Genomic DNA, 15,868 nt, shown 5'->3' with positions numbered 1-15,868 from the left:
GAGTGCCGTTGTCAATGCTCCGGTGAACGCCGCGCCTTCGTGGCACAGTCGAACTCGAAGAGAGGTCGAGAATGAGCGCGCTATCGCGACACAACGAACGGCGCGCGAGCGCGTTCAGCGAGGTCCGCCAGCGAGCCAGGGATGAGCTGCTGATGGCCGTGGCCGGCGGCACCGGCGTCCTCGCCGTCGCCAGCGCGATCATCGTGGTCGTCCTCGCCACCGCCTCGTAGGAAAAACCCAGACTCGCGATATAACGTGACCTCATGGTCACCGAAGGAGAGCTGAGCCGCGAGATCGCCGAGGGTGAGAACCCCGACCGGCCGATTCGCCGGATGCTCAGGGCCGCCCGCGCGTGGGTCGAGAAGCGGCCGGGGTTACGGACCGCATACCGGTTCGCCGTCGGCACCATCGGAGGCGGCATCGCCGTGGTCGGCCTTCTGCTGGTCCCGCTTCCAGGGCCCGGCTGGTTGATCGTGTTCCTCGGCCTCGCCATCCTCGGCACTGAGTTCAGCTGGGCGCGCCGCTCGGCCGGAGCCCTCAAGCGGATGCTGGCGCGCTTCTGGGCATGGTGGAACGCCCGTAAAGCGAAGTCGGCTGAGTCTGCCTAGCGGAGGGAGAACCCGAGGTCAGGCCCGCTTGGGTTCGCCTGCCGGATAGTCGTCGGTGTACTCCGACCATTTCGCGGCCTCGTCGCTGTAGGCGTCGTCGTGCGAATGACCCGTGAGCTCGCGCTCAAGAGCGTCGTAGTTCACATCAGGACTAAACGACTTCAGCTCACGCGCGATCTTGGTGTGCTTTGCCTTCTGACGGCCACGCCCCATGCGAGACCCCCTTACGAATTAGTAGCGGGGCGGTGAAGATCCGCCCTATGGTTTTCACCCACCAGGGAACGATAAAGACTAGCCTCGATCTTAGCATGGCGCCCCGAGCGGAACGGCCGACGACGCGGGTGAAGGCGATCGTCGCTGGCTCGCTCGCCTGCTCCGTTACTTCGGGCCGCTGCGGTCGCTCGTTGCTTCGCCGGCAGACGGATGCGGAGACCGTTTCACCGGCCGGACGGGCTCACCGCGGCGTTCCTGCCCTGGCAGCGGACGTGAGCGCCTGCCGTAGATCAGTTCGGACGAGTCGAGCAGCCACGGCACGAGCGCGATGGCCACACCGTGCACAAGCATGAGCTGGTTGCGTACTCGCTTGGCCCGCCGGTTGTGGAGGAGCGATTCCCACCAGTGGCCGACGATGTACTGCGGCAGGTAGACGGTGAAGACTGTCGGACCATGCTCGTCGCGGTACTTCTTGATGTATTTGATGATCGGAACGGCGTAGTCGCGGTAGGGCGAGTCGAGGATGACGAGCGGAACCTGGATGTCCTGCTCGGCCCACTTCTGCTCCAGCAGCCGCGTGGAATCCTCGTCCGTGGAGACGTGCACGGCCGCGATCGACTCGTGCCTGGCGGCGATGGCGTAGTCCAGCGCCTTGAGGGCGGGTTTCTGCATCTTGCCGATCAGCACGATGGCGTGGTCGCCGTCGGCGCCGAACGTGGTCGTGGCGTCGACCTCGATCTCCTTGTCGACATCGCGGTAGTACCGGTTCACGCCGAGCATGAGGGTGTACAGCACCGGCATGAGCACGAAGACGAGCCACGCACCGTGCGTGAACTTCGTCACGGTGACCACGATCAGGACCACGGCGGTGAGCAGCGCTCCTCCTGCATTGATGGTGAGCCCTCGCCAGATCTCTGAACGTTTCCCTTCGCCGGCTCGAAGCATCCTGATCCAGTGCCTCACCATGCCGGTCTGGCCCAGGGTGAAGGAGACGAAGACGCCGATGATGTAGAGCTGGATCAGCTGGGTGAGGCTGGCCTGGTAGACGATGAGGATGGCGCATGCGGCCAGCCCGAGCAGGATCATCCCGTTCGAGAAGACGAGCCGGTCGCCGCGGGTGTTCAGGGATTTCGGTGCGTAACCGTCCCGCGCGAGGACTGCGCCCAGCAGCGGGAACCCGTTGAACGCCGTGTTGGCGGCCAGGAGGAGAACGCACGCCGTCGCCGCCTGGATCACGAAGAAGAGGATGCTGCCCTGGCCGAAGACGCCGGCAGCGACCTGCGCCATGAGGCTCGGCTGCGGCGCGGTCTCGCAGTTCGCGAAGCCGACGAGGTCGCAGGCGTTTTCGGCGTAGTGCACCTGCGCGATGAGAGCGACGGCGGTGAGCCCGGCGAAGAGGACGATGGCCGTCCCTCCCATGAGGACCAGTGTCGACTGTGCGTTGCGGATCTTGGGTTTGCGGAACGCGGGCACTCCGTTCGACACGGCCTCGACGCCGGTCAAAGCGCTACAGCCGCTGGAGAAGGCACGGAGCAACAGCAGGACGAAGGCGGCTCGGCTGAGATCCTCGCCCTCGACGGTGAACCCCGCGCTCGAGGCGACGGGTGCGTCCCCCAGCAGCGTGCGACCGAGGCCGACCACGATCATCACGAAGACGCTGCCGATGAACAGGTATGTCGGCACAGCGAAGGCCTTGGACGACTCCCTGACGCCGCGGAGGTTGACCGCCATGAGCAGCAGGACGAAGCCGACGGCGAGTTCGATTCGCCACGGGTTCAATTCCGGGAGGGCCGAGATGATGTTGTCGACACCGGATGCCACGGAGACGGCGACGGTGAGGACGTAGTCGACGAGCAGCGCTGAGGCGACGACCAGGCCGGCCTTCTCGCCCAGGTTCTTGTGCGCGACCTCGTAGTCCCCGCCGCCCGATGGGTACGCCTTGATCAGCTGCCGGTAGCTGGCGACGACGACGACGAGGAGGATCACCACGCACGCGGCGACCCAGGGCGCGAAGCTCAGGAACGCCAGCCCGCCGAGCATCAGGATCATCAAAAGTTCCTGCGGCGCGTAGGCCACGCTCGAGAGTGCGTCGCTGGCGAAGATGGGGAGGGCGAGCCGCTTGGGGAGCAGTTGTCCTTCGAGTTTGTCTGTGGGGAGTGGTTCGCCGAGGAGAAGGCGTTTCGCCGTTCGGCTGTCAGACCCGGGTTCTTTACCCTCATTAGTCACGAGCGAGAACATTACTCTTTCGCCGCGCGCTGTCAAGCGAGGGAGTCCAACCCTGGTGCGGGCGGCCGCTGCAGGCCGCCCACACCAGGGGGGACGTCACTCCGTGGTCGTGCCGAATGTCGCCCGGATGCCGTCTCTCACGCGGTCGAGGTCGTCGCGCAGCTGACGGACGGTGGCGTCGGTCAGGGCCCCGGCCAGCACCTGCGTCCTGAGGTCGGCGCGGAGCTGCTGCCGGAACGTGGAGATGACCACATCGGCGTCGTGGAGGGCGATGCGACTCGTCGTCCGGGGGTCTGGGGCTTCGGTGGAGACGAACGGAGCGCTCGACGAGCCCTGCTTCGCCTGGCGTGCCGCAGACGCGAGGTCGGCCTTGAGGCTGCGCATGGCATCCGTGACCCCTGTGCGCACCTCGTCGGCCAGTCGGCGGACCGAATCGGTGAGTTCGAGTTCGATCGCGTCGAGGTCGCCCTGGCGGTCTGCCAGTTCACGGCGCCCGGCATCGGTGATCGAGTACACGGTCTTCCTGCCGTCGCTCTCCTTGGTGACGAGTCCCTCGTCCTCCAGCTTGCCCAGTCGGGGGTAGATCGTTCCCGCGCTCGGAGAGTAGGTCCCGCCGAAGCGGTCGGACAGCGACTGGATCAACTCGTAGCCGTGTTTGGGCCCTTCGGCCAGAAGGCTGAGCAAGTAGAGGCGGAGGCTCCCGTGGCTGAAGACGGGGGTCATGCCAGGCCACCTGTGCTGAAGGCGGCGTCGGCGTCGTCGTCCGCCGGGGCGTCGTCTGAGCGGCGAATCACTGTGACGTTCCCCGAGACCGAGTTGGCGATGACATCGGAGTAGAAGTTGCCATCTCCTTCCGTCGTGCTCTTGAAGCCGCGGCCCCTCGTTCCCTTGATCACGGAGTTGTCGAGTTGAAGGGTCCCTGAGACCGTGTTGACGACGTACCTCGTACCGACATCCGCGGCGAGGCGCGCGGTGAGGTTGCCTGACACCGTGTTTGTGGAGATCCGGTCGGTGTGGCCGAGTGCATCGATGAAGACATCGCCAGAGACACCATCGCTCGAGAGCGATGTGATGTTGCCTGAAGCGGTGATGTCGCCAGATACGGTGTGAGCGTTGATCGCCCCGGTGTGCGACTGCACGCTGATCTCGCCTGAGACGCTCTTGAGATCGAGGTCGCCTGTCACGCCCTCCACCTGGAGCTCTCCCGTCACCGTCGACAGGCTGGCACTCGTCTCGAGCCCTGAGATGAGGGCGCTCGCCGAGACCATGCCGAAGGTCAGGGCGACACTGCGAGGAACGAGAACGCTGATCTCCGCCTTCGCGGAGTTCTGCCCGAACGACTTGAAGACGTCGAGGAAGTTCTCCCAGCCGAGCTGCGGGTGGTCGATCTCGAGGACGTCTCCGTCGATCGAGATCTTCAAATCCTTCCCGGATACGCTGTGAACTTCGACGCGCGCGGACTGCTCATCGTGACCGATGATGTCGATCTGGCCGCCGATGAGGCCGACCTTGAGTTTGCGGACCAGCTCGATGTCGATGACACGTGACTCCCCGGGGAGCACGATCCATTTTTCCAGTGCCATTGCTCTTCCTTCTCCTGCCGGTCGGAGACCGGTCGCGGATCACGATATATCGCGATTTCTCAAATTCACGATATATCGCGTTTGGAAGAAGAGCAAGACCCTCTCGAGGAACGCTCAGGAAACTCAGCCCTCGCTGATGGGCAGTCCGGCATCCCGCCAGGCGTATGTGCCGCCTTCGACGTTCACTGCGCGGTAGTCCCGGCCTCCGAGGTAGCCGACGACACTCGCGCTCCTGACCCCTGACGCGCAGATGATGTAGAGCGTCTGGTCCGCAGGCAGCTCGTCGACGCGGTCGACGAACTGGCTCATCGGGATGCTGACGGCGCCGACGGCTCGGAGAAGGCTGAACTCGTCCGGCTCGCGCACGTCGATGATCGCGGCGTCGGGGAGCTGGGCGAGGTCGGCGACGGTGATGGTGTCCATTGCGGTCCAATCGGAGAGCGGAAGCGTGTGGGAGCGATTATTCGGCACAGCAACGGCATCCGCAATTCGAGGCTGGATCTCTACTTGACATTGACGCAGCGTCAACCTTTAGCGTGGGATCACACCCCGAGGAAGGAGGCCGCATGGACTGGTCCATTCAGGAGATCGCCCGTCACGCAGGCACGACGAGCCGCGCGTTGCGGCACTACGGCGATGTCGGGCTGCTCGAGCCGTCGAGGATCGGTCCAAACGGCTACCGCTATTACGACGCAGACGCACTGGTGCGTCTGCAGAGAATCCTCCTGCTGCGGGACCTCGGGCTCGGCCTCCCCGCCATCGCCGATGTGCTGGCCCAGTCAGCCGACCAGACGGGCGCGTTACGCACCCACCTCGACTGGCTGCGACGGGAACAGGACCGCCTCACGCTGCAGATCGCTGCGGTGGAGGACACCCTCAACAAACTGGAAGGAGGTGAACAACTGATGGCAGAGAACATGTTCGATGGTTTCGACCACACGCAGTACAAGGACGAGGTCGAGGAACGCTGGGGCAAGGACGCCTACGCCAGGAGCGACTCCTGGTGGCGTTCGATGACCGATTCCGAGAAGGCCGAGTGGAAGGCGCGAGCCTCGACGCTCGGCACCGACTGGATCTCGGCAGCAGAATCCGGAATCGCCCCCGAGAGTGACGAGGCGCAGGCGATCGCCAGGCGCCACGTCGAGTGGCTGGCGGCGATCCCCGGAACCCCAGGCGCTGTGAAGGAATATGTCACAGGGCTCGGCGAGATGTACGTGGCTGACGAGCGTTTCGGAGCGAACTATGGCGGCCTCAAGGGCGCTGAGTTCGTGCGCGACACCCTCGCGGTGTACGCCGAACGAAACCTCTAGTCCGGTGTCGCGGCATCCGTCCTCAGGGGCGGATGCCGCGACTGTCGCCTCGCAGGTCGGCGTCGCCGAGAACTCGCCCGTCAGGCTAGTTGGCGGGGGAGTCCACGAGAGGTTCGCTCGGTTCGACCGACCCTTCGAGGCGGTCATCTGTGACGACGTCACCCGGCAGCGTGATCCGGAACCACGGGATCGTGATGTTGCAGAGTGGCCCGACGAGGAGGGCGAAGAGCACGGTGCCGACTCCGACGTTCCCACCGAGGATCCATCCGGCCGCGAGCACCACGAGTTCGACGCCCGTGCGTCCGACCCAGATCGGCCAGCCGGTGCGTTCGTGGATGCCGGTCATCAGCCCGTCACGAGGGCCGGGTCCGAAACGCGCCCCGATGTAGAGGCCGGTGGCGAGGGCGAGCACGAACAGGCCGGCCGGGAACAGCAGGATCCGCACCCACAGGTCGAGGTCTGCCGGGATGAGCCAGAGCCCCAGGTCCGCGGCGGGACCGACGAGCAGCACGTTCAGGACGGTGCCGACGCCCGGCTTCTGCTTGAGCGGGATCCAGAACAGGAGGACGACGGCGCCGACGACGATCGTGATCACACCGAAGCCCCAGCCGGTCTTCAGCGAGACGCCCTGGGTGAGCACGTCCCACGGGGCAACGCCGATGGCGGCGCGGACGATCAGGGCGAGCGCGACGCCGTAAAGCAGGAGGCCAATCAACAATTGGACGGTGCGGCGAATCATATGTCCAATCCAATTTGATAATTGGCCTTCTATCAAGAGGCCAATCTGCCTATAGTGGCCTCATGGCAGAGGTCCACATCACGGCTCGCGCGCTCGCGGCGCTCCTCGGTCGCTGGCGCACAGACGACGCCGCCTACCGGAGCCTGGCCGATCGCATCCGCCTGCTCATCCTCGACGGTCGCATCCCTGCCGACACCAGACTGCCGGCCGAACGCGACCTCGCCGAGCGTCTCGACGTCAGCCGGACGACCGTCACCGCCGCATACCGGGAACTGCGGGACAGCGACTACCTCGAGAGTGTCCGCGGGTCTGGCAGCGTCGCCCAGCTTCCCGGTGTGCGCCCCGGCCCCGGCCCGGCGACGAGCCCCGGCTACCTCGACTTCAGCAAGGCGGCCCTCCCCGCGGTTCCACAGGTGACCGAAGCCGCCCAGCGCGCCGCCGCCAGGCTCATCCACTACGTCGACGGGTTCGACTACGACACCATCGGCCTGCCAGAGCTCCGGGCGGCGATCGCCGACCGGTACATCGACGCCGGGCTGCCCACCTCGCCGGACGAGATCATGGTGACGCTGGGAGCGCAGCACGCCATCGGGGTGATCGCGCGAACGCATCTCTCCCGCGGGGACCGGGCCGTGATCGAGCATCCGACGTACCCCCACGCCCACGACGCGCTGCGTTCGGCCGGAGCGCGTCTCGTTCCTGTCGCCGTCACCGCCGAAGACGGCTGGAACACCGACGACCTCGAGCAGGCGATCGACCGGTCGTCGCCGACGATCGCCTATCTGATGCCCGACTTCCACAACCCGACCGGCGCCACGATGTCCGTCGACGCCCGCAGGCGCGTCTGCCGGGCGGCCGCGAGGCAGGGCACCGTGCTCGTCATCGACGAGACCACGGCAGAACTCGACATCGACAGCGGAACACCGTTCCTCCCGTTCGCGGCGTCGGATGACGCCGGGGCGAAGATCCTCACGGTGGGGTCCGTGGGCAAGACCGCGTGGGGCGGGCTGCGGCTGGGCTGGATCCGCGCCGACCGCGGCGTCATCCGCAAACTCGTCGCGGCGCGATCGGTCGGAGACCTCGGCACTCCCGTGCTCGAGCAGCTCACCGTGCTGGAGCTCCTGCCCGAGATGGCCGACATCCTCAGTACCCGGCGTGAACAGCTCGGCGCCACACGGGATCGTGTCGAACGGCTCCTGGCGGAGCGACTGCCCCACTGGGAGGTGCCGCACGTCTCCGGCGGACTCGCGGCCTGGGTGGGACTCGGCGCCCCGGTCAGTTCACAACTCGCCCTCGCGGCCCGCAGCCAGGGTCTGCTCATCGCCGCCGGGCCGAGATTCGGCATCGACGGGGCGTTCGAGCGGTTTATCCGCATCCCGATCACCTACCCGGTGGCAGACACCGAAGCGGCCATCGATGCGCTCGCGACCGCGTGGCAATCGATCATGCGAGCGCCCGTCCCTGACTCCGCATTGCTCGCCGGAGTCGTCTGATAGCTGCCCCTTCATCTGAGGCTGGAGTTTCGCCGCGAATCCGTGCCTGAGAGCGGTGGGACTGTGACAGAATTTCACTGGTTGAGCGGCGCAGATCCGTCTCGCTCGTCGCGCTCGCGGCATCCATCGCATCGTCTTCAGGAGACCCGTGCACGCTCTCGCCGTCCTCAGCATGAGAAACCGGGCGCTCATCGCCCTTGTCACGATCGTCGCAGCGGTGTTCGGCGGGATCGCGCTGGTCAGCCTCAAGCAGGAGCTCGCCCCGAGCGTGCAGTTCCCGCAGCTGGCGATCGTGACCAACTACCCCGGTGCAGCGCCGGAGGTCGTCAACGACGACGTCTCCACGCCCATCGAAACCGCGATCCAGGGTGTCGCCGGTCTCGAATCGACGAGCGCGACATCCTCGACCGACCTGAGCCTCATCTCGGCGACCTTCACCTACGGCACCAACCTGGCCACGGCCGAGCAGAAGATCAACCAGGCCATCAACAGGATCAAGTCGCAGCTTCCTGCGGACGTCGACCCGCAGGTTCTCTCAGGAAGCCTCGACGACCTCCCGGTCCTGCAGATCGCCGCCACCGGTAGCGGCGACGACACCGACGCCCTCTCCGAGGCGCTCAGCCGGACCGCCGTCCCTGACATCGAGGACGTGGACGGCGTGCGCGAAGCCGCTCTCGTCGGCGACGTCGGCCAGAGGGTCACCATCACCCCTGATGACTCCCGGCTTCAGGATGCCGGTCTCACCTCGACGGCGATCAGCCGGACCCTTCAGCAGAACGGCGTGCTGCTCCCAGCCGGGCAGATCACCGAGGACGACAGCACCTTCGCCGTGCAGACGGGATCCAAACTCGGTTCGGTCGACGACATCGCCGCGCTGCCCCTCGTCGGACAGACGGAACCGGGCGAGGTCGTCGTCATCGGCGACGTGGCAGCCGTCGCGTTGACCGACAACCCGGTGACGAGCATCTCCCGCGTCAACGGCGAGCCGGCACTGACCATCGCCGTGACCAAGCTTCCTGCCGCGAACACCGTGGAGGTCTCGAACGGCGTCCGCGCGCTCATCCCGGACCTCGAAGAGGCCCTCGGTTCCGACGTCGAGCTGGTGGTCGTCTTCGACCAGGCTCCGTACATCGAGGAATCGATCGAGTCGCTCGCCACAGAGGGGCTGCTCGGCCTCGCGTTCGCCGTGCTCATCATCCTGATCTTCCTGCTCGACATCCGCGCCACCCTCGTGACGGCCATCTCGATCCCGACATCGGTGCTCATCACGTTCATCGGGCTGCAGGCGACCGGGTACACGCTCAACATCCTCACCCTCGGCGCGCTCACCATCGCGATCGGCCGGGTCGTCGACGACTCCATCGTCGTCATCGAGAACATCAAGCGGCACATGACCGCGGCCCGTGACAGGAGCCCGGACGGGCGCGCCTTCTCCATCATCACCGCTGTGCGTGAGGTCGCCGGGGCGATCACCGCATCCACGATCACCACTGTGGCCGTGTTCCTGCCGCTGGCCTTCGTCGGCGACATGACCGGCGAGCTGTTCCGGCCGTTCGCGCTCACCGTGACGATCGCGCTGGTCGCCTCCCTCTTCGTCTCGCTGACGATCGTCCCCGTGCTGGCGTACTGGTTCCTCCGAGCCAAGGCGGCAAAGGCAGCGACGGCTCCGGCGGATGTACGCCCGGCGGATGTACGCCCGGCGAAGGTGTCCCGAGCAGACGCCAGGAAGGCGGCTAGGGCTGATGCCGCTGCCGCACGGGCTGCCGCTGCGACGCCGGTCGACGTCGCCGACGAACCGGAGAGCATCCCGGTTCCTGAACGCACACTGCCAGCTGGCGTCTCGGCATCCCCTGCGATCGTCGACGCGAAGTACCTGGTCGCCCCCGAGCGTCCTGAGCGCGCTGAGGCCGCTGTGCTCGTCGCGGATCAGGCTCCCGCCGAGCCGGCTGCCGCCCCCGCCGAAGCCCCCGTCGTCGCGGCGGTCGCCGCACCGGGCACCAGGCGGGCGCGCAAGACGGGCATGGAGGACGAGGATGAGCTCGAGCACCCCACCCGGCTGCAGAAGGGCTACCTCCCGGTCATCAACTGGACCCTCAAGCACTCCGTCGTGACGATCCTGCTCGCCGTTCTCGTGCTCGCGGGCACGGTCGCGCTCGTGCCGTTCATGAAGACCAACTTCCTCGGCGACTCCGGGCAGAACACGCTCACCGTGTCACAGAAGCTCCCGGTCGGCACCAGCCTCGAAGCCCAGGATGCCGCAGCAACGCAGGTGGAGGATGTCCTCCGCGACATCGACGGCATCGAGATCGTCCAGCTGTCCATCGGATCGTCTGGCAGCGCGCTGCGTGACGCCTTCGTCGGTGGCGGTTCAGGGAGCATCACCTACTCGATCACGACCGATGAGAACGCCGACCAGGAAGCCCTGCAGGCGGAGGTGCGCACCGAACTCGCCGACATCGAAGGCGCAGGCGAGATCGAGGTCGCCTCTGCCGGAGGCTTCGGAGCGTCGAGCGACATCGACATCGACATCACCGCACCGACGCAGGAGATCCTGCGCGAGGCGACGGATGCCGTGACAGAGGCCGCAGAGGACCTCGGGAGCATGCGCCAGGTCACCAACAACCTCAGCGAGTCGCGGCCGTACATCGCGGTCGAGGTCGACAGGCTGGACGCCGCTGAGGCTGGCTACTCCGAGGTCGCCCTCGGAAGCCTCGTGTCCGCGGCCATGCAGCCGGCCACAGCGGGCACGATCGTCATCGACGAGACCACGGTGACGATCTACATCGCCGCCGAGACCCCGCCGACGACGATCGCCGAACTCGCGGCGCTCACCGTGCCCACCGTGCTCGGACCGGTCCGTCTGGACTCGCTCGCCACGGTCAGCGAGGTCGACGGCCCGTCGTCGATCACCACCGTCCGCGGCCAGCGTTCGGCCACCGTGTCGATCACGCCGTCCAGCGACAACATCGGCACCGCAAGCGCCGAGGTGTCAGAGGCCGTCGCCTCGCTCGACCTACCTGGCGGAGCGACCGCGAGCCTGGGCGGCGTCACTGCCGACCAGTCCACGGCGTTCCAGCAGCTCGGACTGGCCATGCTCGCCGCCATCCTCATCGTCTACGTCGTGATGGTGGCGACCTTCAGGTCGCTCCGTCAGCCTCTGCTCCTCCTCGTGTCCATCCCGTTCGCGGCGACGGGTGCGATCGGGCTGCAGGTGATCACGGGCGTCCCGCTCGGTGTGGCATCCCTCATCGGTGTGCTGATGCTCATCGGCATCGTCGTGACGAACGCCATCGTGCTCGTCGACCTCGTCAACCAGTACCGCGACCGCGGCATGAGCGTCGTCGAGGCGGTGAGGCACGGGTCGAGTCGCAGGCTCCGCCCGATCCTCATGACCGCGCTCGCCACGATCTTCGCGCTCGTGCCGATGGCCGTCGGGCTCACAGGAAGTGGCGGGTTCATCTCGCAGCCGCTCGCGATCGTCGTGATCGGCGGACTCGTGTCGTCGACCTTCCTCACCCTGATCGTGCTTCCGACGCTGTACAACCTCGTCGAGGGCGCCCGCGAGCGCAGACTCGCCCGCCGGGCGGCGCGGGACGCCGCGGTCGAGGCCTAGCGACAGCATCCGTTCCGGTGTCGCCACCCGTTCCACGGTCCACTCACCCGTTCCGGACGCACTCACCCGGCGTACCTGGTGAGTGCGTCCGGAACAGGTGAGTACGTGACGGCTACGGGTCGACGAGCCCGGCCAGCAGCTCGATCAACAGGCGCTCGGTCAGCGGAGCGGGCAGCGACTCGATCAGCGCGAGCAGCGGAGCCATCTGCTCGGGCAGCACCGATCCTCCGGAGCCGATCCCGAGCCCGGCCAGCAGGGCGGATGCCTCAGCGGACGTGAGCGGATCGGTGCGGTCAGCGAGCCCGGAGACCGCTTCCGCGAACCCGCCGGGGAGCGCGGCGACGACCTGGGTGGCTGTTGCGGCCGGAACCCCGCGGACCTCATCTGCACCCGCCTCGAGGGCGGCGAGCAGCGCAGGGAGCACGGACTCGGTGACCGGCGTGATCGTGAGGTGGGTGGTGTGCGGCAGCGGCACTCCGTCCTGCTGCGCGAGGCCCGGCTGCATCTGCAGCAGCCAGCCGTGCCCGCGCACCCGGTCCGCCCAGTGGTGCGGGTCGACGCGGCGCTCGGCCGGTACCGAATCGTCCGTCGCGACGGCGCACAGCGGTCCGACCGGGTCGCCGACCACACGGAGTCCGTCGATGGCGCCGATCGCTGCGACGACGGCATCCGTCGACCGCCGACAGGATGCGGCGAGCTCGGCGAACCCTGACTCGCCCAGCCGTTCGACGATCGCCCATGCAGCGGCAAGCGCTCCGGCAGACTTCGAGCCGAGCATGGTGGCGTTCACTACCGGGTATCCGGGCCAGCGGCGGGTGGCGAAGTACTGGGAACGCTGGCGGTCGCGGCCGCGCTGGAGGAGCACGGATGCTCCCTTCGGCGCGTAGCCGAACTTGTGCAGGTCGGCCGAGATGCTCGTCACACCGGGCACGGCGAAGTCCCATGGCCCAAGAGGACCCCACCACGGAAGCACCCACCCGCCGATGCAGGCATCCACGTGACAGGCGATTCCAGCTTCGGATGCCGCGGCTGCGACTGCCGCCACCGGGTCGAGGGACGCGTGCGGATACGCGGGAGCGGAGACCACGACGAGGGCCACGTCTGCGGCGAAGCGCTCTGTCATGAGTCCTGCGTCGACCTGTCCGTCCGCGTCGACGGGAACGAGATCGAGCTCGACACCGAAGTAGTGGGCAGCCTTCGAGAACGCAGCGTGAACCGTGACAGGTGCGACCATGCGCGGCGTGCCGGTCCCGCCGGCCGAGCGCCAGACATCCCGAGCCGTCTTCACGGCGAGCAGGCAGCTCTCGGTGCCACCGGAGGTCACGGTGCCGACCACGTCGTCGTCGCCGTGCAGCATCCGACGGGCGAAACGGACGATGTCGCGTTCCATCGCGGCCACGGACGGGAAGGTCGTCGGGTCGAGACCGTTGACGGGCTGCATGATGCGGATCGCTTCGGCGGCGAGTTCATCGAGCTCCGCCAGTCCGGAGTCGTACACGTAGGACAGCACTCGGCCGCCGTGCGTGGGGGCATCCGCCTGCCGCAGGGCCGACAACCGGCCGAGGATGTCGCGGGATGTGTCGGTGAGGGCGGATGTCACGCGGTGGCCTTCCGGTTGATGCCTGGCTGGCGGGGGATGTCGATGTCGACCTTCCTGAGGTGGTAGCCCCGGAGGGTGAAGAGGCTCACGATCATGAGCACGGCGGGGACGACGCTGAAGCTGAGGACGATGCCGGCGACGGCGATCGGTGACTGTTCGACGGTCTGGCCTGCGATGCGTTCCGTATAGCCGGTCAGGGCCAGGACCACCGTGAGGGCTGTCGCACCGAGCGCCATCCCTGTGGTCTCTCCCGCCGTCCACACCCCGCCGAATATCCCCGCGTGACCCTCGCCGTTCGTGCGGGCGTCGTGCGAGATGACGTCGGGCAGCATGGCCATGGGGAGTGCCTGCATTCCGGCGTACGCTCCGCCGGCGATGGCGACTGGCACGTACACCCAGGCACCGGGAACCCAGAGAAGGCCGAGCAGGGAGAGTGCAGCGACCGCGAACATGACGCTGGCGAGAAGGAACGCGCGTTCCTTGCCGACCCGCCCGGCGAAGCGTCCCCAGGCCGGAGCGAGCACGAGTGCCGGGGCGATGAGGGCGAGGAACAGCAAGGTGACCGCACCTTCCGACCGCAGCACCCAGGTCGCCACGTACTGGGCACCAGCGAGCATCATTCCTGTGGCGAGTCCCTGCAACAGGAAGGTGAGGAGGAGCGCCCGGAACGGCGCACTGCGCCTGAGGACGCTGAGGCCAGCCCGGTAGCCTGCTGCGGGGGAGGCGGCGGGCGCTCGCCGGGCGATCGGCTTGTCTCGCGGGGCGATGGTTGCTGAGACGAGCATCCCTGCTCCGATGACGAGGCCAGCCACGACCGCCATCAGCAGATAGCCGAGTCTGGGGTCATCTGCGAGGCCGCGCAGCAGCGGCCCGCCTGCACCGAACAGCAGGATGGCGAGCGTGAGCACGACGACCCGCCAGGTGAGCAGCCTGGTCCTGTCGTTGTAACCTGCGGTGAGCTCAGCGGGCAGGGCGATGTACGGCACCTGGAACAGGCTGAACGCGGTCGCGCAGGCGAGGAACGCGAGAAGCACCCAGGCGCCCGAGCCCCACGAGTGCAGTGCAGGCGGCACCGCGAAGGTCAGCACGAAGAACACGGGTAGCGTCAACCCGCCGATCAGCATGAACCGTCGCCTGGAGCCGGTCGTCGCAAGACTGTGGTCGCTGCGGCTGCCGATGACCGGGTCGATGATCACATCCCAGATCTTCGCCAGGGTGACCAGGAGTCCGGCCGCGAGTGCCGCGATCCCGAGGGTGTCGGTGAGGTAGTAGACGAGAACGAGCCCCGGCAGCGTGGCGAAGCCGCCCGTCCCCAACGAACCGATCGCGTATCTGACGAGGGTCCTTCGATCCACCGACCGCACCGTTGCATCCATGGTCGCGAGCATAGAGCCTCGGATCACGCGCGGCACAGCATTCGATCGGCAGGTCCGCGTCGTTTCTGTCCGGGTTTCCAGCCTGTGGCCCGCCAGCTGTGTCCGGGATCGCAGACGGTTCGGCGACCGGATGCTGTCGCTCCTGGCAGCGCGCTTGCTAACGTTCCCCCATGTCGACATCCCCGCTCGCCCAGGATCCGCTCTGGCCCCGCGCAGGGGACTGGCCATCGGACGTCGCCGGGCCGATCGACCTCGCTCTCGTCGGCATCCCCACCTGGCGCACGTCGCTCTCGCCGACGTCGGCACATGCCACGCCCGCAGCGGTGCGGACGGCGCTTCGACGGTTCGCACCGTTCGCGGCCTCCCTCGACGGCCGCAACCTCGACGACCTCGTCTTCGCCGATTTCGGCGACGCCGTCGAACCGGACGGGCCAGACGGCGAACCGGTCGCCAAAGCGCTCATGGCGGATGCCGTTCGGCGCTCGAGAGTGACCGTCGCGCTGGGTGGAGACAACGCCGCGACGGTGCCTGCTGCGCTCGGCGCGTGGGGCAGCGAGCTTCCACAGGCCGGGCTGGTCACCCTCGACGCCCACCACGACCTCAGGGACGGTATCTCGAACGGTTCCCCGGTGCGCCGCCTCGTGGAGGCAGGACTCGACGGACGCCGCATCGTTCAGATCGGGATCGCGGACTTCGCCAACTCGAAGGGCTACACCGAACGTGCGCGGGAACTCGGGATCACCGTGATCCCGCGCGACGCCCTCCACGCCAGGCCGATGGCGGACGTCATGGCTGAGGCGTTCGAGATCGCGGGGGCTGACGGAGGCCCGATCCACGTCGACCTTGACGTCGACGTGTGCGATCGCTCTGTCGCGCCGGCGTGCCCTGCGTCCGTCCCCGGCGGGATCGCCGCCCACGAGTTGCGGGCAGCGGCGCGGGCCGCAGGGTCCGACCGCCGGGTCCGTTCGGTGGACATCACCGAGATCGACGCGCTCACAGACGCCCCTGACGGGCGCACCGTGCGCCTTGCCGCGCTCTGTGTGCTCGAGGTCGCTGCCGGCCTCGCGTCGCGCTGACCGCCGCGCGGGTCTTCCGGCGTCGCGCGGG

At 67.5% G+C, this 15,868-nt stretch carries 14 protein-coding genes; 6 read left to right on the top strand and 8 right to left on the bottom strand.

Translation table 11 applies throughout. The features are described from left to right. Nucleotides 1–71: 71 nt before the first annotated feature. The gene (locus tag AC1M0F_RS14950) at nt 72–230 is read left to right on the top strand and encodes a hypothetical protein (protein ID WP_480239054.1); all 159 of its coding nucleotides are present in this window, start codon (nt 72–74) and stop codon (nt 228–230) included. 33 nt (nt 231–263) lie between these two features. Continuing rightward, on the top strand, nt 264–608 hold the full coding sequence (locus AC1M0F_RS14945) for a TIGR02611 family protein (RefSeq protein WP_480239053.1): 345 nt from the start codon (nt 264–266) through the stop codon (nt 606–608). A gap of 18 nt (nt 609–626) precedes the next feature. On the opposite strand, the gene AC1M0F_RS14940 is transcribed toward AC1M0F_RS14945, so the two are convergent. From AC1M0F_RS14940 to AC1M0F_RS14920, 5 genes are all read right to left on the bottom strand, one after another. Then, a complete protein-coding gene (locus AC1M0F_RS14940; protein ID WP_196833165.1) occupies nt 627–821 on the bottom strand; it encodes a DUF3073 domain-containing protein in 195 nt (64 codons plus the stop codon). Between the two features lie 165 nt (nt 822–986). Then, a complete protein-coding gene (locus tag AC1M0F_RS14935) occupies nt 987–3,059 on the bottom strand; it encodes an APC family permease (protein WP_480239052.1) in 2,073 nt (690 codons plus the stop codon). A gap of 84 nt (nt 3,060–3,143) precedes the next feature. Continuing rightward, nucleotides 3,144–3,770, bottom strand: coding sequence for a PadR family transcriptional regulator (locus AC1M0F_RS14930; RefSeq protein ID WP_480239051.1), 627 nt, complete (start codon nt 3,768–3,770; stop codon nt 3,144–3,146). Beyond that, entirely contained in the window at nt 3,767–4,630 is an 864-nt protein-coding gene (locus AC1M0F_RS14925; RefSeq protein ID WP_480239050.1) for a DUF4097 family beta strand repeat-containing protein, read from the bottom strand. Before AC1M0F_RS14925 ends, AC1M0F_RS14930 begins: the two co-directional genes overlap by 4 nt. Nucleotides 4,631–4,753: 123 nt before the next feature. Beyond that, nucleotides 4,754–5,053, bottom strand: coding sequence for a rhodanese-like domain-containing protein (locus AC1M0F_RS14920; protein ID WP_480239049.1), 300 nt, complete (start codon nt 5,051–5,053; stop codon nt 4,754–4,756). A 143-nt stretch (nt 5,054–5,196) separates the two neighbouring features. Here AC1M0F_RS14920 and AC1M0F_RS14915 point away from each other — a divergent pair, with 143 nt between their 5' ends. Continuing rightward, nucleotides 5,197–5,940 carry a MerR family transcriptional regulator gene (locus tag AC1M0F_RS14915; protein ID WP_480239048.1) on the top strand — a complete coding sequence of 248 codons (744 nt, stop codon included), beginning with the start codon at nt 5,197–5,199 and terminating at the stop codon, nt 5,938–5,940. Between the two features lie 85 nt (nt 5,941–6,025). Here the strand turns inward: AC1M0F_RS14915 and yczE are convergent, their stop codons facing one another. Continuing rightward, nucleotides 6,026–6,679: a membrane protein YczE gene (gene yczE, locus AC1M0F_RS14910; protein ID WP_480239047.1), complete on the bottom strand. Its 654-nt coding sequence runs from the start codon at nt 6,677–6,679 to the stop codon at nt 6,026–6,028. 62 nt (nt 6,680–6,741) lie between these two features. Here yczE and yczR point away from each other — a divergent pair, with 62 nt between their 5' ends. Both yczR and AC1M0F_RS14900 read left to right on the top strand, forming a co-directional pair. Then, on the top strand, nt 6,742–8,172 hold the full coding sequence (yczR, locus tag AC1M0F_RS14905) for a MocR-like transcription factor YczR (RefSeq protein WP_480239046.1): 1,431 nt from the start codon (nt 6,742–6,744) through the stop codon (nt 8,170–8,172). 148 nt (nt 8,173–8,320) lie between these two features. Continuing rightward, complete coding sequence (locus tag AC1M0F_RS14900; protein WP_480239045.1) at nt 8,321–11,785, top strand: efflux RND transporter permease subunit; 3,465 nt, start codon at nt 8,321–8,323, stop codon at nt 11,783–11,785. A gap of 112 nt (nt 11,786–11,897) precedes the next feature. On the opposite strand, the gene AC1M0F_RS14895 is transcribed toward AC1M0F_RS14900, so the two are convergent. After that, the gene (locus tag AC1M0F_RS14895; protein WP_480239044.1) at nt 11,898–13,385 is read right to left on the bottom strand and encodes a pyridoxal phosphate-dependent decarboxylase family protein; all 1,488 of its coding nucleotides are present in this window, start codon (nt 13,383–13,385) and stop codon (nt 11,898–11,900) included. Further along, on the bottom strand, nt 13,382–14,761 hold the full coding sequence (locus AC1M0F_RS14890; RefSeq protein WP_480239043.1) for an MFS transporter: 1,380 nt from the start codon (nt 14,759–14,761) through the stop codon (nt 13,382–13,384). Before AC1M0F_RS14890 ends, AC1M0F_RS14895 begins: the two co-directional genes overlap by 4 nt. 170 nt (nt 14,762–14,931) lie before the next feature. Between AC1M0F_RS14890 and AC1M0F_RS14885 the strand changes: the two genes are divergently transcribed. Continuing rightward, nucleotides 14,932–15,837, top strand: coding sequence for an arginase family protein (locus AC1M0F_RS14885; protein WP_480239042.1), 906 nt, complete (start codon nt 14,932–14,934; stop codon nt 15,835–15,837). Nucleotides 15,838–15,868: the final 31 nt, after the last annotated feature.

This window comes from Mycetocola sp. Y719 (assembly GCF_056713205.1).
Note: the sequence above shows the minus strand (reverse complement) of the source record. Positions and strands in the feature narration are given on the sequence as shown.